Source organism: Streptomyces sp. NBC_00582 (assembly GCF_036345155.1).
In the GTDB taxonomy this organism is placed as follows: Bacteria; Actinomycetota; Actinomycetes; order Streptomycetales; family Streptomycetaceae; genus Streptomyces.
On the sequence record NZ_CP107772.1, the window covers coordinates 193,757 to 211,885 of the forward strand.

At 71.9% G+C, this 18,129-nt stretch carries 15 protein-coding genes; 4 read left to right on the forward strand and 11 right to left on the reverse strand.

Annotation, left to right across the window (positions count from 1 at the left end; genetic code table 11):
• Positions 1-85 precede the first annotated feature (85 nt).
• The gene (locus tag OG852_RS00940) at positions 86-1,096 is read left to right on the forward strand and encodes a ferredoxin reductase (protein WP_330351371.1); all 1,011 of its coding nucleotides are present in this window, start codon (positions 86-88) and stop codon (positions 1,094-1,096) included.
• Between the two features lie 7 nt (positions 1,097-1,103).
• Positions 1,104-2,222, forward strand: coding sequence for a fatty acid desaturase family protein (locus OG852_RS00945; protein ID WP_133916208.1), 1,119 nt, complete (start codon positions 1,104-1,106; stop codon positions 2,220-2,222).
• Between the two features lie 167 nt (positions 2,223-2,389).
• Here OG852_RS00945 and OG852_RS00950 read toward each other — a convergent pair whose 3' ends face one another.
• From OG852_RS00950 to OG852_RS00960, 3 genes are read right to left on the reverse strand one after another with little or no spacing between them, the layout of a single operon-like run.
• Positions 2,390-3,040: a 3-oxoacid CoA-transferase subunit B gene (locus OG852_RS00950; protein ID WP_133916207.1), complete on the reverse strand. Its 651-nt coding sequence runs from the start codon at positions 3,038-3,040 to the stop codon at positions 2,390-2,392.
• Positions 3,037-3,732 carry a 3-oxoacid CoA-transferase subunit A gene (locus OG852_RS00955; protein WP_330346828.1) on the reverse strand — a complete coding sequence of 232 codons (696 nt, stop codon included), beginning with the start codon at positions 3,730-3,732 and terminating at the stop codon, positions 3,037-3,039. Before OG852_RS00955 ends, OG852_RS00950 begins: the two co-directional genes overlap by 4 nt.
• Positions 3,729-4,934 carry a thiolase family protein gene (locus tag OG852_RS00960; protein WP_133916205.1) on the reverse strand — a complete coding sequence of 402 codons (1,206 nt, stop codon included), beginning with the start codon at positions 4,932-4,934 and terminating at the stop codon, positions 3,729-3,731. The genes OG852_RS00955 and OG852_RS00960 overlap by 4 nt, the downstream gene beginning before the upstream one ends.
• 71 nt (positions 4,935-5,005) lie before the next feature.
• Here OG852_RS00960 and OG852_RS00965 point away from each other — a divergent pair, with 71 nt between their 5' ends.
• Positions 5,006-5,887, forward strand: coding sequence for a LysR family transcriptional regulator (locus OG852_RS00965; RefSeq protein WP_133916204.1), 882 nt, complete (start codon positions 5,006-5,008; stop codon positions 5,885-5,887).
• Between the two features lie 34 nt (positions 5,888-5,921).
• Here OG852_RS00965 and OG852_RS00970 read toward each other — a convergent pair whose 3' ends face one another.
• The 3 genes from OG852_RS00970 to OG852_RS00980 all read right to left on the reverse strand — a co-directional run bounded on the left by OG852_RS00970 (position 5,922) and on the right by OG852_RS00980 (position 9,875).
• On the reverse strand, positions 5,922-7,172 hold the full coding sequence (locus OG852_RS00970; RefSeq protein WP_330346829.1) for an aldehyde dehydrogenase family protein: 1,251 nt from the start codon (positions 7,170-7,172) through the stop codon (positions 5,922-5,924).
• A gap of 340 nt (positions 7,173-7,512) precedes the next feature.
• Positions 7,513-8,322, reverse strand: a complete 810-nt coding sequence (locus OG852_RS00975) for an SDR family NAD(P)-dependent oxidoreductase (protein WP_330346830.1) — start codon at positions 8,320-8,322, stop codon at positions 7,513-7,515.
• Positions 8,323-8,453: 131 nt separating this feature from the next.
• Positions 8,454-9,875: an aldehyde dehydrogenase family protein gene (locus tag OG852_RS00980; protein ID WP_330346831.1), complete on the reverse strand. Its 1,422-nt coding sequence runs from the start codon at positions 9,873-9,875 to the stop codon at positions 8,454-8,456.
• 159 nt (positions 9,876-10,034) lie between these two features.
• Here OG852_RS00980 and OG852_RS00985 point away from each other — a divergent pair, with 159 nt between their 5' ends.
• Positions 10,035-10,667, forward strand: a complete 633-nt coding sequence (locus OG852_RS00985) for a TetR/AcrR family transcriptional regulator (protein ID WP_330346832.1) — start codon at positions 10,035-10,037, stop codon at positions 10,665-10,667.
• A gap of 489 nt (positions 10,668-11,156) precedes the next feature.
• On the opposite strand, the gene OG852_RS00990 is transcribed toward OG852_RS00985, so the two are convergent.
• The 5 genes from OG852_RS00990 to OG852_RS01010 form a co-directional block, all read right to left on the reverse strand.
• Positions 11,157-12,455, reverse strand: coding sequence for a DUF3533 domain-containing protein (locus OG852_RS00990; protein ID WP_330346833.1), 1,299 nt, complete (start codon positions 12,453-12,455; stop codon positions 11,157-11,159).
• A gap of 419 nt (positions 12,456-12,874) precedes the next feature.
• Positions 12,875-14,098: an XdhC family protein gene (locus tag OG852_RS00995; protein WP_330346834.1), complete on the reverse strand. Its 1,224-nt coding sequence runs from the start codon at positions 14,096-14,098 to the stop codon at positions 12,875-12,877.
• Positions 14,099-14,144: 46 nt separating this feature from the next.
• On the reverse strand, positions 14,145-16,388 hold the full coding sequence (locus tag OG852_RS01000; RefSeq protein WP_330346835.1) for a xanthine dehydrogenase family protein molybdopterin-binding subunit: 2,244 nt from the start codon (positions 16,386-16,388) through the stop codon (positions 14,145-14,147).
• Positions 16,385-17,380 (reverse strand): FAD binding domain-containing protein, encoded by a 996-nt coding sequence (locus tag OG852_RS01005; RefSeq protein WP_133916197.1) that lies wholly within the window; start codon positions 17,378-17,380, stop codon positions 16,385-16,387. The genes OG852_RS01000 and OG852_RS01005 overlap by 4 nt, the downstream gene beginning before the upstream one ends.
• Complete coding sequence (locus tag OG852_RS01010) at positions 17,377-17,871, reverse strand: (2Fe-2S)-binding protein (protein ID WP_133916196.1); 495 nt, start codon at positions 17,869-17,871, stop codon at positions 17,377-17,379. Before OG852_RS01010 ends, OG852_RS01005 begins: the two co-directional genes overlap by 4 nt.
• Between the last annotated feature and the right edge of the window lie 258 nt (positions 17,872-18,129).

Consider the following 18,129-nt stretch of genomic DNA (forward strand, 5'->3'; position numbering starts at 1 on the left):
GGTCAGGACTTTACGCCCTGGGGCGCAGCAAGCTGGAGGCATGACGAGTGCAGCCCTCCGCAGCGGGGCGTGGAAACTGCTGGAGATGGTCACGACGCCGCTGCTGCCGTCGGACTACCTCGACCTGGTCAGCCCGTTGCGTGCGGGCGCCGACCTGCGGGGGCGCATCGAGGCCGTGCACCCCGAGACGGGTGACGCCGCGACCGTCGTGATCAGGCCGGGGCGGGGCTGGCGCGGCCACACGGCCGGTCAGTACGTGCGGGTCGGGGTCGACGTCGAGGGGGTGCGCCTGTGGCGTGCCTACTCGATCACCTCGCCGGCCGACCGTCCCGACGGCCGCGTCACGATCACCGTGAAGGCGATCCCGGGCGGCAGGGTCAGCAACCACCTGGTCCGCAGGGCGAGACCGGGCACGCTGATCCAGCTCGACCAGCCGGCCGGTGACTTCGTGCTGCCGCGGGCCAGGCCCGCCAAGGTGCTCTACCTGACGGCCGGCAGCGGCATCACGCCCGTGATGGGCATGCTGCGCGACACCGAGTTGGACGACGTCGTCGTGGTCCACTGCGCGCCCCGGCCGCAGGACGTGATCTTCCGCAGCGAACTGCGCGGCATGGCCGCGGACGGGAAGGTGCGGCTCACCGAGGTGCACACCGACACGGACGGCATGCTCGACATCGCCCGTCTCGGCGAACTCGTGCCCGACTGGGCCGAGCGCGAGACCTGGGCCTGCGGGCCCGCGGGCCTGCTCGACGCCGCCGAGAGGCACTGGAGCGCGCACGGCGTCGAAGGGCGCCTGCACACCGAACGCTTCCGCCCCGGCATCGTCGTCGCCGGCGACGGCGGCGAGGTCACGTTCAGCGCCACCGGCAAGAGGGTCGACGCGGACGGCGCGACGCCGCTGCTGGACGTCGGCGAGGAGGCCGGCGTGCTCATGCCCTCCGGGTGCCGCATGGGGATCTGCTTCGGCTGCGTCTCGCCGCTCAGGGCGGGCGCCGTCCGCGACCTGCGCACCGGGGAGATCACCGAGGCCGAGCCGGGCGTCCTCATCCAGACCTGTGTGTCCGCCGCGGCGGGCGACTGCGACATCGAACGGTAGGAGCACCTTGACCGCCATCGACCCCACCGCCCACCTGACCGCGGAGCAGATCGAGGAGCTCGGCCGCGAGCTGGACGCGATCCGCGACGAGGTGATCGCCGGCCGCGGCGAGAAGGACGCCGCCTACATCCGCAAGGTCATCTCGGCGCAGCGCAAGCTCGAGCTGGTCAGCAGGGGCGTGCTGCTGTTCTCGTTCTTCCCGCCCGCGTGGCTGCTGGGCACCGCCGGTCTGTCCGTGGCGAAGATCATGGACAACATGGAGATCGGCCACAACGTCCTGCACGGCCAGTGGGACTGGATGCGGGACCCGAAGATCCACTCCACCACCTGGGAGTGGGATCACGTCTCGCCGTCCGAGCAGTGGAAGCACTCGCACAACGAGCTGCACCACACGTACACGAACGTGATCGGCAAGGACAACGACCTCGGCTACGGCATCATGCGCGTCGACGAGGACCAGCGGTGGCACCCGTTCCACCTCGGCCAGCCGCTGTGGAACTTCCTCAACGCCTGCTTCTTCGAGTACGGCATCGCGGCGTACGACCTGGAGCTCGGCAGGAACCTGAGCAAGCGCCGCCGCAAGGACCCGGAGTTCCGCGCGCGGGCCAGGGCCGTGGGCCGCAAGATCCGCAAGCAGGTGCTCAAGGACTACGTGATCCACCCGCTGCTGTCGGGCCCGTCGTTCCTGACCACGCTCGCCGCCACGTTCACCGCGAACCTGGTCCGCAACCTCTGGTCCCACTCGGTGATCATGTGCGGGCACTTCCCCGAGGGCGTGCAGGTCTTCGAGCGCCGGTCGATCAAGGGCGAGACGCGCGGCCAGTGGTACCTGCGCCAGATGATGGGCTCGGCGAACATCAGCGGCAGCAGGGCCATGCACTTCATGACCGGGAACCTGTCGCACCAGATCGAGCACCATCTGTTCCCGGACCTGCCGAGCAACCGGTACGCCGAGGTCGCGGTGAAGGTGCGCGCGCTGTTCGAGAAGTACGAGCTGGAGTACGTCACCGGGCCGCTGCCCAAGCAGGTGTTCTCCGCGTGGCGCAAGGTCTTCCGGCTCTCGCTGCCGAACAAGAAGCCCACGGCCAGGACGCCGGACCGCGAGCAGGAGCTCGTCGCGGCCTGATTCCCGGCCTTGGTCCAGATCCCTTCGGGTCCTGCCGGCGGCACCGCCGGGTTCGGTGAGATCCGTCGCGGACGGCGGGCGGGTGGCGGCATCAGGCCGTACGGCACGGGATCCGGGCAGCGGGGTTGTCCGGCTGCGCTGCCCGAAGGAGATCCGACGGCCAAGCCCTATGCGGGCAGTGTGATGCCGAGGCGCTCGGCGAGTTCGTCGGCGCTGCTGCCGTACGTCTCGCGGATCCGGATGCCCTCGGGGCCGACGTCGAAGACGCCGTGATCCGTGTAGACGCGGCTGACGCAGCCGAGGCCGGTGAGCGGGTAGGTGCAGTGCGGTACGAGCTTGGGTTGGCCGGAGCGGGTGAAGAGGGTCATCATCACGTAGACGTCCTTGGCGCCGATGGCGAGGTCCATGGCGCCGCCGACGGCGGGGATGTCGTCGGGCTTTCCGGTGTGCCAGTTGGCGAGGTCGCCGTTGAAGGCGACCTGGTAGGCGCCGAGGACGCAGACGTCGAGGTGGCCGCCGCGCATCATGGCGAAGGAGTCGGCGTGGTGGAAGTAGGCGGCGCCCGGCAGTTCGGTCACCGGGACCTTGCCGGCGTTGGTGAGGTCGGGGTCGATCGCGTCGCCGTGGGCCTGCGGGCCCATGTGGAGCATGCCGTTCTCGGTGTGCAGGACCACGCCGGAGCCGGCCGGCAGATGGTCGGCGATCTTTGTGGGCTGCCCGATGCCGAGGTTGACGAAGGAGCCGGCCGGGATGTCGCGTGCGATGACGGCGGCCAGTTCGTCCGTCGAGAGACGGTGGCCGGTGGACGGGGTGGTCATCGTGCCCCCTGCACGGTGTAGTGACGGGTCGTCACCTGGACGATTCGGTCGACGTAGATGGAGGGGGTGACGACCGCCTCGGGATCGAGCGTTCCGGGCTGGACGATCCGGTCGACCTGGACGATGGTCGTCGCCGCGGCCGTGGCCATGACCGGTCCGAAATTGCGGGCCGTCTTGCGGTAGACGAGGTTGCCCAGCGTGTCCGCGGCATGCGCGCCGATCAGCGCGTAGTCGCCCCTGATGGGGTACTCCAGCAGATACGTCCGGCCGTCGATCTCGCGGACCTCCTTGCCCTCGGCGAGCGGTGTGCCGACGGCGGTCGGGCAGTAGAACGCGCCGATGCCGGCCCCGGCCGCGCGCATCCGTTCGGCGAGGTTGCCCTGCGGCACCACCTCCAGTTCGATCTTCCCCGCGCGGTAGAGGTCGTCGAAGACCCAGGAGTCGGCTTGGCGCGGGAAGGAGCACAGCACCTTGCGGACCCGGCCGGCGGCCAGCAGTGCGGCCAGTCCGACGTCCCCGTTGCCGGCGTTGTTCGACACGATCGTCAGGTCCTTCGCGCCCTGCCGGATGAGCGCGTCGATCAGGTCGAACGGCATCCCCGCCAGGCCGAAGCCTCCGACGAGGACGGTCGCCCCGTCCTCGATGCCGGCGACCGCCGCGTCGGCGCTCTGGACGATCTCCGCCCGGCTCACCGGGCCGCCCCCGTGGCGTCGCAGTTCTCCAGTACGACGGCCAGTCCCTGGCCGACGCCGATGCAGATCGCGGCGACGCCGTAGCGCTGCCGCGTCTCGCGCAGCACCTTGGCCAGCGTGGCGAGGATGCGGCCGCCCGAGGCGCCCAGCGGGTGGCCGATCGCGATGGCGCCGCCCTTCTGGTTCACGAGGGCGGGGTCGATCTTCCAGGCGTCCAGGCAGGCGAGCGACTGCACGGCGAAGGCCTCGTTGAGTTCGACCGCCCCCACCTGCTCCCAGCCGATCCCCGCCCGGGCCAACGCACGGTTGGCGGCCTCGACCGGGGCATAGCCGAAGGCCTGCGGCTCCAGTGCCATCACACCGCGCCCGGCGATGCGGGCGATCGGGTCGGTTCCGATCGTGGCCGCGGCCTTCTCGCTGCCCAGCAGCACGGCGGAGGCGCCGTCGTTGAGGGGGCTGGCGTTGCCCGCGGTGATGGTGCCGCCCTGCTCCGGTGTGCGGAAGACCGGCTTGAGGCCCGCGAGCACCTCGGGTGTGGATCCGGCGCGGATGCCCTCGTCACAGGTCAGGTCGACGCCGTCGACGGGCACCACCAGCCCGTCGTAGAAGCCCGACTCCCAGGCGGCGTGGGCGAGTTGGTGGGAGCGGGCGGCGAACGCGTCCTGTCGCTCTCGGGAGATCCCGAAGCGTTCGTGGAGTTGCTCGTTGGCCTCGCCGAGGCTGACCGTCCACTCCTTGGGCATCCGCGGGTTGACCAGCCGCCAGCCGAGCGTGGTCGACACGGCGGTGACGTCACCGGCCGGGAAGGGCTTCGCCGACTTGGGCAGCACCCACGGCGCACGCGTCATCGACTCCACGCCGCCGGTGAGCACCACCTCGGCGTCGCCGGACTCGATGGTGCGGCTGGCCGTCATCGCCGCGTCGAGGCCGGAGCCGCACAGGCGGTTGACCGTGGTGCCGGGGACGTTCACCGGGAGGCCGGCCAGGAGCGCGGCCATGCGGCCGACGTTGCGGTTGTCCTCACCGGCGCCGTTGGCGTTGCCCCACACCACGTCGTCGACCGCGGCGGGGTCGAGATCCGGCACTGCGGCAAGCGTCGAGGTGATCGCGGCGGCGGCGAGGTCGTCGGGGCGCACGCCGGCCAGCGCGCCGTTGAGGCGGCCGAACGGCGTCCGGGTCGCGGAGTAGACGAAAGCACTCATGGCACCGAAGTTAGGCCGGTGCGGCGATATTCTGAAGTACGTATATATGGATCAATTGATATGGGTGAGATATGGATCTGCGGCATCTCCGGTACTTCGTGGCGGTGGCGGAGGAGCGTCACTTCGGCCGCGCCGCCGAGCGGCTGCACATGGCCCAGCCACCGCTCTCTCAGCAGATCCGGCAACTCGAGGCCGAGCTCGGCGTCGAGCTGCTGCACCGCACCACTCGCCGTGTCGACCTCACCGTGGCCGGCCGGGCCTACCTCGACAGGGCGCGGGCGATTCTTGCCGACGTCGATGCGGCCGCCCATCACGCACGGCTCGTCGCCGCCGGCTTCGTCGGTCATCTCACGATCGGCTGCGTGGGATCGGCGACGTACAGCCTCCTGCCCGCGCTCTCACGCCGGCTCACCGAAGAACTGCCCGGCGTCGACTTCTCCTTCCGCGGCGAAATGCTCGCGCCCGATCAGGCCGAGGCGCTGCGCACCGGGGCGATCGACGTCGCGCTGCTCCGCCCCGTGGCGGCCGATCCGTCGCTCACCGTGCACACCCTGCGCCGGGACCGGCTCGTCGTCGCCCTGCCGGCCGACCACGCCCTCGCCCGCCGTAAACGGCTGCGCGTCGGCGACCTGGCCGGCGCCGACCTGATCGTGCACTCCGCCGACCGCCGGTCCGTGATGTACGACGTCGTGCTCAGCCTGCTGCGCGGCGCCGGCATCGAGCCGCACATCCGCCACGAGGTCGGCGAGACCTCCACACTGATCACGCTGGTGGCCGGCGGCCTGGGCGTCGCCGTCGTGCCCGAACCCGTGACAGCGCTGGCGCTCGACGGGGTCACGTACCTTCCGCTGACCGGGGCCGACGCACGTGTGGAGTTGGCCGTCGCCCACCGGGCCGACCGCCGCGAACCCCACTTGGTGCGGACCGTGGGGATCATCGGGGCGGCATGGTGAGACGTCCGCCCCCGCCGAAGGGGACGCCCTCGGCTCACCCGTGCGGGGACGCCGCGGGTCGCACGACGTACTGGCGCAGGTACAGGTCGCGGTAGGTGACGGGGCCGCGGGGGCCGGGGACGCGGTCGATGTTGATGCCGGTTTCCGGCAGGCGCAGGAGCTTGAAGCCGTCGAGGAGGCGGGTGGTGGAGTTCCAGAAGACGCCTGAGCCGCCGTAGGCGTCCATGAACCGGGCTGCGGTGTCCGGGTCGTGGGTGGCGATGGCGGCGGCCAGCCCGGAGGTCTCCTCGTTGGCGATCCGTGCGGCGTGGACCGGGCCGTCCGCCTCGTCGATCGTCACCGTTGCCGCATGATCGGGGTCCAGGGACCACTCGTAACCGCGCGCGTGGGCGTGCGGCGGCAGCGATGCCGTGATGCCCAGGTCTTCGAGGGTCTTCACAATCCCCGGCAGCAGCTTGTCGTGGGCGGCCCGGTCGAGGAGGAGCAGATTGAGCCGGTTGCAGACGCCCAGCCGGTCCAGGCTGCTGGTGACCAGCTCGTGCACCAGCTTCTCGTCGGCGTCCGCGGCCACGTAGAGCACTCCGCCGCCGTCCGCGTGGGCCAGCGTGCGCACACCGTGCCGGGCGGCCTCCCGGCCGAGTTCGCGGGTGCTGTCGCCGCTGCCGCGCAGGATGACCAGGGGGACGGTCTCGGGCAGCGACACCAGCGCGTACGCCGCCGCCCGGTCCTCGCTCGGCACCAGCTGGATGGCGTCCGGGTTCAGTCCCGCATCGGTGAGGGCGGGCGTGATCACGTGGGTGACCAAGGCCTGGGAGGAGCGCAGGGCCGCCGAACCGGTGCGCAGCACGCCGCCGTTGCGGGACTTGAGGAACTGGGAGGCGACGTCGAGTGTCACGTTCGGGCGCGCCTCGAAGTTCGCGCCGATGACCCCCACCGGGCGGCGGCGCTCCAGCAGGACCAGGCCGTCGCCACGCTCCTCGAGGACGCTGTCCCGCGGCTCGTGCGGCACGTCCGCCAGTGTGCGCAGTGCCGCGGCCATGTCCTCGAGCCGCGGGCCGGTCAGCCGCAGGCGGTCCTGCAGTGCCGCCGACATCCCGCTCGAGGCGGCCGACCGCAGGTCGTCCTGGTTCGCCGCCGTCAGCACGTCGCGTGCCGTGTGCAGCCGCGCCGCCATGGCCCGCAGTGCGGTGTCGATCTCCCCGTCCGACGCCCGGGCCAGGGCCGCCGAGCCCCGCGTCGCCCGGACCGCGCAGGCGTGAACCGCCTCCTGGACGGAGCGGGGCACGCTTCTCTCGTTCCTGCTCACATCGGTCCCTTCACAGTCCCAGCGCAGTACGTGACAGACAGGCGACAGGAGGATTGTTCAACAATCCTGCGCGCGCCCACTGTAAACCGCTCGGTTTCCTCATGCAAGACGTACGACGCCGCGGTGGCGGGCACGGCGGGCCGTGGGCAAGGGGTGGGCGGGCACCGTGTTCCCGCGGGCCGGCGCTCGCGCGAAGAGCAGTCGGCCTTCCCGGTCACCAGCCCGGCGTGCCGGGAGGGGCGGTGGATGATGTCCGGCGCCGCCCTGAGGGCGTCGGTGGGGGCATCGTCCCTGTGAGGTGCCGGTGGTCCGAAGAGTGTCAGTGGCCGGGCCGGCTCGGGCGCATCTGCCACTGGGTCATCGCGCCGAAGGCCAGAACGTTGGCTCGGCGGGTGGTGAAGCGCGAGGTCAAGGTCATCACCCAGTTGAACGTGCCGGAGACGACGCTGGGCGGCGGGTTGCGCCGGTCCAGCGTGCGCAGTGCGGTGGTGACCACCTGGCGCGGGGTCTGCAGCCGGACACCGCGGGCCATGTCGTCGGAGCCGGCCGCGTCGAAGAACTCGGTGCGGGTCGGGCCCGGGGAGAGAGCGAGCACGCGCAGCCCGGTCCCTCGCGATTCCTGCCACAGCGCCTCGGTGAAGCTCAGCACGAAGGCCTTGGTCGCCCCGTAGACGGCGGCGTTCGGCCACGGCTGGTACCCGAGGGAGCTGGCGACGTTGACCAGGACACCGGTCAGCTGGTCGATGAACGCCCTGGTGACGCCGACCAGGCTGGACACGTTCAGGCCGATCTCCTGCTGGACGCGGTCCGGGTCCTCCCGGCGGAACGGGCTGTGGGTGCCGAAGCCGGCGTTGTTGACGAGGCTGGTGACGGTGATCCCGCGCCGGGCCACCTCCTCGGCCAGCGCCTGGCCCGCGGCCGGCACGGTGAGGTCGAACGGCACCACCGTGACGGTGACCTTGTGCTTCGCGGACAGCTCGTCGGCCAGGGCCTGAAGCCGGTCCGCGCGGCGGGCGACCAGCACGAGGTCCGAGCCGCGCTCGGCGAACCGGCGGGCGAACTCCGCGCCCAGGCCCGCGCTCGCCCCGGTGATCAGTGTGGTCTGGGTACGGTAGTCGATCTTGGTCATGACGGCCGGGGAGGCGGTACCCCTGCGGGTGCCTCTTCCCCTTCTCCTTTCCATCCTTGCGACGGTCGGTCGCGACCGTCATCCGCCCCGGGACGAGCCCCAGGGCCCCTCTGGGCGGTGGTCGGTGCGGCTCACGTGATGCGTCGCAGGATGCGGTCCTTGCCGCGGGTGTAGGGCGGATAGGTCACGCGCAGCGTGTCCGCCTTGAGCGGCTTGTCGAGGACGGACTTGATGTGACTGAAGGTGTCCAGGGAGTACGAGCCGTGGTAGCGGCCCATGCCGCTCTCCCCGACCCCTCCGAAGGGCAGTCCCGGCACGCCGAGGTGGGCGGTCGGAACGCCGAAGGCCAGGCCGCCGGAGGAGGTCTCCGCGGTCAGGCGCCGCTTGGAGCGCTTGGACGCGGTGAAGGCGTAGAGAGCCAGCGGCTTGTCCCGTGCGGTGATGAAGGCGATCGCGGCGTCCAGGTCGGGGACGGCGACGATGGGCAGGATGGGACCGAAGATCTCCTCGCGCATCACCGCGGAGTCGGGGTCGACGTCGGCCAGCACGGTCGGCGCGATGTAGCGGGCGTCGCGGTCGTGGTCGCCGCCCACGACGGTCCGGCCGTCGGTCAGCAGGCCGGCCAGCCGGTCGAAGTGGCGCTCGTTGACGATGCGGCCGTAGTCGCCGCTGCGGGCCGGATCGGTGCCGTACATCTCGCGGACCGCCTCGACCAGGTGCCCCTCTATCTCCGCTCCCGCCTCGCCTATCGCCAGGACGTAGTCGGGTGCCACGCAGGTCTGGCCCGCGTTCATGAACTTGCCCCAGGCGATACGCCGGGCGGCCGTGGCGAGGTCGGCGCCCGGTTCGACGACGGCGGGGCTCTTGCCGCCCAGCTCCAGGGTGACCGGGGTGAGATGGCGGGCCGCGGCGGTCATGACGATACGTCCGACCGTGCCGTTGCCGGTGTAGAAGATGTGGTCGAAGCGCTGCTGAAGCAGGTCGGTCGTCTCCTCCACGCCGCCCTCGACGACGGCCACGGCCTGCGGGTCCAGGACCCGCGGCAGCCAGTGGGCGAGCACGGCCGAGGTCGCGGGGGCGACCTCGCTGGGCTTGAGGACGACGCTGTTGCCGGCGGCCAGCGCACCGATGACCGGTGCCAGCGCCAGATTGACCGGGTAGTTCCAGGGGCTGATGACCAGCACGACACCCAGCGGCTCACGCACGGTCCAGGCCCGGGACGGCATCAGCGACAGCGGCACGGAGACCCTGCCCGGACGCAGCCACCGGTCGAGATGACGCAGCGTGTGGTCGATCTCATTGACGAGGAAGCCGATCTCCATCATGTGCGACTCGGTCGCGCTCTTGCCGAGGTCGCTCTGCAGCGCCTGCGCGAACACGTCCTCATGCTCCGTGAGCAGACGCCTCAGCGCCCGCAGCTGCTGCTTGCGCCAGGCGACGGGCCTGGTGCGGCCGGTGGTGAACGTGGCACGCAGTCGCGCGACGGTCCGCGCCGCGGGGGTCGCCTCGGCAGCGATGTCCGGCTGACCGCCGGTGGGTGCGTTGGGGCTCATACCCAGAACCATATACGAAACGAAGTCATTTCGTTTCGTTTGCTTGTATGCTGGCCGTGTGACCTACCCCACCCGCACCGAACACTCCGTACGGCGGCCCGGCCATCGGGCGCGCTCCGCCGCCCGTGCGTCGCGCCGGATCTCTCCGGGAGCCGCCCGATGACCGGGGCGCAGCCACGCCGGGGGCGCCCCCGCGACGCCTCCCGCGACCGTGCGCTGCTGGACGCGACCCTGGCCGTCCTGACCGAGAGCGGCTACAGCGGGCTCACCACCGCCGCCGTCGCGGCCCGCGCCGGCGTGTCCACCGCCACTCTCTACCGGCGCTGGCCGTCCAAGGAGGTCCTGGTCGTCGACGCCGCCGCCGCGTACGCCCGGGACCTGACGGTGCAGCCGGACACCGGCACGCTCGAAGGCGACCTGCGCGCTCTCCTCCGGGACAAAGCAGCCGCTCTGACCGGCAACGAGGGAGGGGTGCTGCGCACTCTGATCGGCGAGGCCGCGCACAGCGCCTCCCTGGCCGAGGCCCTCACGAACGCCTTCATGCTGCCCGTGCGCCGGCGTATGGAGGAGATCACGCGACGCGCCGTGGAGCGGGGCGAGATCCCGCCGGTGGAACACCCCGACCTGCTCGGCGACCTGGTGGTCGGTCCCATGATGAGCAGGTTCTTCCTCACCCCCCTGCCGCCGAACCAGGTCGACGCCGCCACCGCGGCGAAGACCGCCGACCGCATGCTGCCCTTCCTTCTGCGCGCCGTCGGACACGCGGAGCACGGTGGCGGGCGGGAGAAGTAGCCGCCCGGACGGCAGCTCTTGGAGGAGGATCACGAGGGGGTCGGCGGGCGGATGCGTCGGACGGGCCGCGGGCCCGCCCGCCGGGTCGGCGGCCTGCGAAGGCAGCGGGTGCCGGCGGGCGCGATCCGTCAGCCGGGCGTGCCCGCGATCAGCTCCCGGGCGGCGTAGGGGCCCCCTGGTCGCCGGACGGCTCCACCACCACTCTCGACTGACGGTGAGGGTGGGACGTGGTGCCGCTGCCTGCGGGGCATGACGACGACGTGACCTCCGCAGGAGTCCGGTTCCTTGGGCCGATCGGTTCCAGGGGTGGCGAGCCGGCCGGCGTCGTGCCGGGGCGCCGACGTCCGCTCAGAGGCTCGGCGACGGCCCCAAGGAGAAGGACCGTCGCCGAGCCGTGCTGGTGTGCACGCCCCTCGTCCCCACGGGGGCGGCACACGCGGGGCCGCTCCGCTCAAGGGCCCCGTCCTGGGTGATGCGGGAGCAGTTGCGCTACACCGCGGCGGCGTTCTTCTCGGGCTCCGTCCCGACCGGGATGCGGTGCAGTCCCTTGCGGTCGTACCACCCCAGCACGCCGAAACCGAACAGCACGGCCGCCACGAGGCCGGCGGCCATCATGACCCAGCCCCGGGTCAGACCCGCGTCGCCCTGGGCGTCGTAGTAGAGGATCGAGCGGACGCCGCCGGTGATCTGCCGCAGGGGTTCGAACTCCGCGAGGAAGCGGTAGAAGCCGGGCAGCGCCTGGATCGGCGTGGTGGCGCCTGCCGTCGGCACCGCCATCCCGATGAAGACCAGCGTGGCCGCCAGCATGCCGGGCGTGCCGAACACGGCGAGGAGGCTGAGCGCGCCGATCCCGGACGCTGCGACGGCGCACACCGAGAACAGCCACAGCAGGGGCAGGTGAGAGGCGTCCATGCCCATGAGGCCGACCGCTCCCGCCATGACCAGCGTGCCCATCAGCAGCGACAGTACGGCCATGACGGTGCTGCTGATGGCGAGGGTCTGCACCCGGGTCGCCCGGATCAGGGGACGGTGCAGGCGCAGGGGGCCCATGTCGTTGTGGGTGTAGCCGAGGGCGTGGTCGACCTGGCCGCTGATGACGTTGGCGGAGAGCATGCCGACGACCACCAGGGCGAGCGCGTAGTAGAACGCCGTCAGGCCCAGGCCGCTGTGCGGGTCGAGGGGATGGCCGTCCGTCACCGTGACGGCGGCCGGGTCGGCGAGCAGCACACGTGCCGCGGCGGGCAGCTTCGCCCGCTGGGCGGCGGTCTGTGCGGTCAGTTCCCTGCCGATGCGGAGGGAGGCGCTCTCGGCCGCCTGCGTCGTCGCGGCCCGCGCCAGGCCGGAGCCCAGGCTGCCGGCGGACTGGTTGGTCAGCACGGTCAGCGTCGGCCTGGCCGGGGTTTCGGCGGTCGTGGTGGCGGTCAGGGCGGCGACCGAGGACGTGAAGTCGGCGGGCACGACCAGCGCACCGTACAGCTTGCCCTTGCCGAGTTCCTCCTTGGCCTCCCGCTCGTCCATCACCTTCCAGTCGATCTTGTCCCCGCCCGCGGTGGACTTGCTGACCGAGTCGGTGATCCGGGCCCCCAGGTTGACCTGCTTGCCGCCGACGGCGGCTCCCCTGTCGGCGTTGACCAGGCCGACGGGCAGGTTCTTCATGTGGCCGGCCGGGTCGATGTTGGCGCCGACGTACAGCACGGCGAACAGCAGCGCGAGAACGCCGGTGATGACGCCGCCGACGAGCCACAGGGGTTTCGCGCGCAGCACGCGGAAGGGGTGAATTGCATTCATGACCTACTCCGGCATGGACGGCACAGCTACATCGGGAGAAGACCGGACGGCACCTTCGCCACACCGGGGCCTTGCTGACGGGGAACGCCTCAGCACGGCTCGCGGCGAGCGTTGAGGACGAGTGCTCCCGGCGCCCCGACCGCCGTCGGCGAAGCGGCGGCGGCATCCGTGCATGACGGCCCGACTCGAGAGGCCGCCCCTGCCCCCGGACGCGGGACGCCCGCCAGTGGCACCCGCCCCGCTCGCGGGCGAAGCGCTCGGGTGCCGTCGCGGCCGCGGGGAGCACCGCCGCCGTCCCGGGGAGGCTCCCTCGCGGTGGCGGGCTGTGGGGGTCGGGGTGGCCCGGCAGGGCGGGCCCGGCGGCCCCGTCCCGAAGAGCGGGTCGGACGGTTCGGCCGTCGGGCGGGTGAGGTGATCATTCATGCCGCGCCGGTCCGAACCGGGACCGGGGTGTTGTGCTGGTCCTGACGGTCGGCTCGCGGTCGTGTCCCACGGCCGTCCGCGCCGATCGCCGCCGGCCGGCGCCCTTCGGTGTCGTGGTGGATCGGCGTGCGTGAGTCGCTCAGGGGCAGGCCCGTTCCGCCGTGGCGGGCGGCGACGATCTCGGCCGCGATGGACAGGGCCGTCTCCTCGGGCGTGCGGGCGCCGAGGTCGAGGCCGATCGGTGAGTGCAGGCGGGCCAGTTCGTCCTGCGTGAGGCCGCTCTCGCGGAGCCTGCGGTCGCGGTCTTCGTGGGTGCGGCGTGAGCCCATCGCGCCGATGTAGGCGGCCGGCAGCCGCAGGGCCGTCCGAAGGAGGGGCAGGTCGAACTTGGCGTCGTGGGTGAGGACGCAGACCACGGTGCGCTCGTCGGTCCGGGTGCGGTGCAGGTAGCGGTGCGGCCAGTCGACCACGATGTCGTCGGCCTCGGGAAAGCGTGACCGGGTGGCGAAGACGGGCCGGGCGTCGCACACGGTGACGTGGTAGCCAAGGAACTTGCCCACGCGCACCAGCGCCGCGGCGAAGTCGATGGCGCCGAAGACGAGCATGCGCGGCGGCGGCACGCTCGACTCGACGAACACGCTCAGGCCGGGCTCGCAGCGGGATCCGTCCTGCGCGATGTCGAAGGTGCCCGTGCGGCCGGAGTCCAGCAGAAAGCGGGTTTCGTCGGCGACGGCGCGGTCCAGGCCGGGGGGTCCGCCGAGTCCGCCCTCGCAGGAGCCGTCGGGGCGGACCGCCAGCGCCCGGCCGAGGAGCTCCGCCGGGCCGCGGACCACGCGGGCGAGCGCCGCCGCCTCGCCCCGGGCGGCGGCCGACAGCGCCGTCTGGAAGGTCTTCCTGCCGGGCGCGTCGGCGGGCAGCGGCGTGACCAGGACGTCGAGGACGCCGCCGCAGGTCAGGCCGACGGCGAAGGCGTCCTCGTCGCTGTAGCCGAACCGCTCGCGCACCGCCTGGCCGTCGGCGAGGGCCTGGGTGCACAGGTCGTAGACCGCGCCTTCGACACAGCCGCCGGAGACCGAGCCGATGGCCGTGCCGTCGGCGTCGACGGCGAGCGCGGCGCCCGGCCCTCGCGGTGCGCTGCCGCTGACGGCCACGACGGTGGCCACGGCGAACTCCCGCCCTTGCTCGAGCCACCGGTACAGCTCGTCCGCGATGTCCAGCATGGGAGTTGCTTTCCTGTCGTGTCGTGGTGCGTGGATCGGGCCGTCGTCAGAGCAGCTTGTCCAGCGTGATCGGCAGGTCCCTGATCCGCTTGCCGGTCGCGTGATGCACGGCGTTCGCGATCGCGGCCGCCACGCCGGTCGTGCCGACCTCGCCCAGCCCGACGATGCCCAGGGGCATCGTCTGGTCCGGCTCGTCGAGCCAGTCGACGTCGATCGGGGGGATGTCGGCGTGGACGGGCACGTAGTAGGAGTCGAGCCCGGCGCTCATGGTGCGCCCGTTGCGGGGATCGATGAGGCTCTGTTCCGACAGGGCCATGCCGATGCCCATGACCACGGCCCCGCGCAGCTGGCTGGCCGCGGTCTTGGGGTTGATGACGCGGCCGACGTCGAACATGCCGAGCCAGCGCGAGATCCGCAGTTCGCCGGTGTCGGCGTTCACCCGCACCTCACAGAACTGGGCGCCGCGGGCGGCCTTGGACCAGCGCTGGTCCTTGAGGAAGGTGGACAGGAACCGGCCCTGGCTGCCCAGTGCACCCAGCCGGGTGGCCGACCCGACCGAGGCCTCGAGGAACGGGCGCCGGGCCGCGCGCAGGGCGGCCGCCGGTTCCTGGCCGGTCGTGCCCGTACGCCGGGCCAGGGCACTCACCTTGCGGCTCAGCTCGGCGCACGCGGCCAGGACGCTGGTGGCCACCGTCGCCGTCTGGTTGGAGTTGCCGGCCATCGGTCCGGTCGGCAGGGCCGAATCGCCGTACTCGACGTGGACCTTGTCGTAGGCGATGCCGAGCGCGTCCGCGGCGATCTGTGCCTGTACGGTCGCGGCGCCCATGCCCATCTCGTGGAAACCGCACTGCACGAGCGCGCTGCCGTCGTCGCTCAGCCGTACCGTGACGTCGGCGACCAGGCGCAGGGCCGGGTGGTAGGCGGTGGCCGTGCCCATGCCGACGAGCCACTCGCCGTCCCGCATGGAGCGGGGTTCGGGGTCGCGGTCCGCCCAGCCGAAGCGTTCGGCGCCCCTCTCGAAGGCTTCTCGCTGCATGCGCTGGGAGAACTTCTTGCCGCCCGTCGGGTCCGTTGCGGGCTCGTTGCGCAGCCGCAGGGCGATCGGGTCCATGGCCAGCTCGTGGGCGAGTTCGTCCAGCGCCGATTCCAGCACGAAGCTGCCGATCGCCTCGCCGGGGGCGCGCAGCCAGGTGTTGGGCATCAGATCCATGGCGACGAGGTTCTGCCGGGTCAGCATGGTCTGGGCGCCGTAGAGGTGCCGGGCCGGCGAGCTGGTCGCCTCGAGCAGGCCCCCGGCCGAGCCGGTGCGGGTGATGCTGTCCTGGATCAGTGAGGTGAGCCGTCCGTCGCGGGTCGCGCCGAGCGCGATCCGGTTGGTCGAGGCGGTACGCCCTCCGGTGGCGCGGTTGACGGCCGTGCGGCTCAGTGCCAGGCGCACGGGCCGCCGGACGGCCCTGGCCGCCATCGCCGCGATGACCGTGCCGGGCCAGACGGCGAACTTGCCCCCGAAGCCGCCCCCCACGAACTCGGCGCGGACGCGGACGTGGGACGCCGGCACACCGAACCGCCAGGCCAGGTAGCGGCCGGTCTGGTTGATGGACTGGGTGGTGTCGTGCACGGTGAGGCGGTCACCGTCCCAGACGGCGACCGTCGCATGCGGCTCGATCGCGTTGTGCTGCAGTCCGGGCGTGGTGTAGCGCAGGTCGAGCGACACCTCCGCGGCGGCCAGCGCCGCCTCGGCGTCACCCTTCTTGGTCCGGCCGGCGAAGGTGAGGTCGCCCTTGGCGGGGGTGGCGTTGTGCTGCTCGGCGGCGAAGTCCACCCGGGCGGGCAGCGGGTCGTAGGTCACTTCGACGAGCGGCGCGGCCTCGTTCGCCGCGGCCGAGGTCTCGGCGACCACGACGGCGATCGGCTGGCCGTCCCAGAAGACCTGATCGGTGTTGAGGTAGTCGAGACCGGTCCCCGACACGCTCGGCCCCAGGTCCCGCACGATGTTGGCCTTGCGTACGGGCCGGATCCTCGGCGCGTTGAGGTGGGTGAGGACCGCCACGACGCCGGGCACCGCGGCCGCCGCGGCCGTGTCGATGCCGGTGATCGTGCCACGGGCGACGGTGGCATGGACCAGCGTCGCGTACGTGAGGTCCGGGTAGGGGTGCTCGGCGGTGAACCGCACCGCCCCGGTCACCTTCGCGTGGCCGTCCCGGCGGTCGACCGGCCGTCCGACCGCTCCCCCGACGGGCACGGAGGCGTCCGCGCCGGGCTCGGAGCCCGCCTGGGTGTGTGTGGTCACGATGCGCTCCGCTCGGCGTTGAGTTTGCGCAGCACGGCCACGACCGTCCGCTGGGCCAGGTCGGTCTTGAAGGCGTTGCCGGACCGGGGCAGGGCGGGGGCGAGTTCGGCGGCGGCGGCGTGGGCGAAGCTCTCGTCGGTGGCTTCGGCGCCGAGCAGCAGCTCTTCCGCGGTCCGGGCCCGCCACGGCTTGGTCGCGACGCCGCCGAGCGCGAGGCGGACCTCGGCGATGCGGCCGTCCTGGACGGCCAGCGCGGCGGCGACCGAGACCAGGGCGAAGGCGTAGGAGGCCCGGTCGCGGACCTTGCGGTAGCGCGAGTGCGCCGCCGCCGGCACCGGCGGCAGCTCGACGGCCGTGATCAGCTCGTCGGCGGCCAGCACCGTCTCCAGGTGCGGGGTGTCGCCGGGCAGGCGGTGGAGGTCGGCGACCGGGATCCGCCGGATACCGTGCACGCTCTCGACCTCGACGACCGCGTCGAGCATCACCAGCGCCACCGCCATGTCCGAGGGATGCGTCGCGACGCAGTGCTCGCTCGTCCCCAGCACCGCACTGCCGCGGGAGAACCCGCCGATCGCGTCACAGCCGCTGCCGGGTGCGCGTTTGTTGCACGCGGAGGCCTCGTCGTAGAAGTACATGCAGCGGGTGCGCTGCAGCAGGTTGCCTCCCACCGTCGCCATGTTCCGCAGCTGGGCGGAGGCGCCCAGCAGGACCGCCTGCGCCAGCACCGGATAGCGGGTCCTGATCAGGGGGTCGGCCGCGAGCCGGCTGTTGCTCACCAGTGCGCCGACGCGGAGGGTGCCGTCGGGGAGTTCCTCGATCCCGGTCAGCGGCAGGCGGGTGATGTCCACGACCGTCGCCGGGTGTTCGATGCCCTCGCGCATGAGGTCGACGAGGTTCGTCCCGCCCGCGAGGAACTTCACGTCGTCGCCGTCCGCGATCGTGCGCAGCGCCGTGCCCACGTCCGGTGCGCTGAGGTAGGAGAACGGCTTCACTTCGCCACCTCCTTGATCGCCGCGACGATGCCGTTGTAGGCGCCGCAGCGGCACAGGTTGCCGCTCATCCGCTCCCGGATCTCCGTCTCGTCGAGCTCCCCGCCGGTGTCGGCGAGGTGCTCGGTCGCCGCGCTGGGCGCGCCTTCCTTGTGCTCGGCGAGCATGCCGATCGCCGAGCAGATCTGGCCCGGCGTGCAGTAGCCGCACTGGAATCCGTCCGTGCGCACGAACGCCTCCTGCAGCGGGTGGTCGACGCCTTCGATGGTCGTGATCTCACGGCCCTGGTACTGCACCGCCAGCGCCAGGCAGGCGTTGATCCGCCGGCCGTCGGCGAGCACCGTGCAGGCACCGCATGCGCCCTGGTCGCATCCTTTCTTGGTGCCGGTCAGGCCCAGGTACTCGCGCAGCGCGTCGAGCAGGCTCACCTGTGGCGCGACGTCCAGCCGTCGGGTGGATCCGTTGATCCGCAGCTCGATCTCCACCGTGGTCATTCCTCCGGTTCACCCGTGGGCTCGTGTCTCTTGAGGGGGGCGCCGTCAGGCACATGGGCCAGGACCACCAGGGACTCGCTCCGCGGACTTGTGAAACCGCCGGCCGGGGAACCGAAGCATGAGAGTAGGTCCATGATCTAAAACAGGAACGTAGCAGTTCCGCCACTTATCCGCATCACGCTTGTCGCGATTTTACATTCCCGCGCAACAGCATTGATGCAAATCCATACAAATCCGCAGGTCAGGCGTATGGTCTTC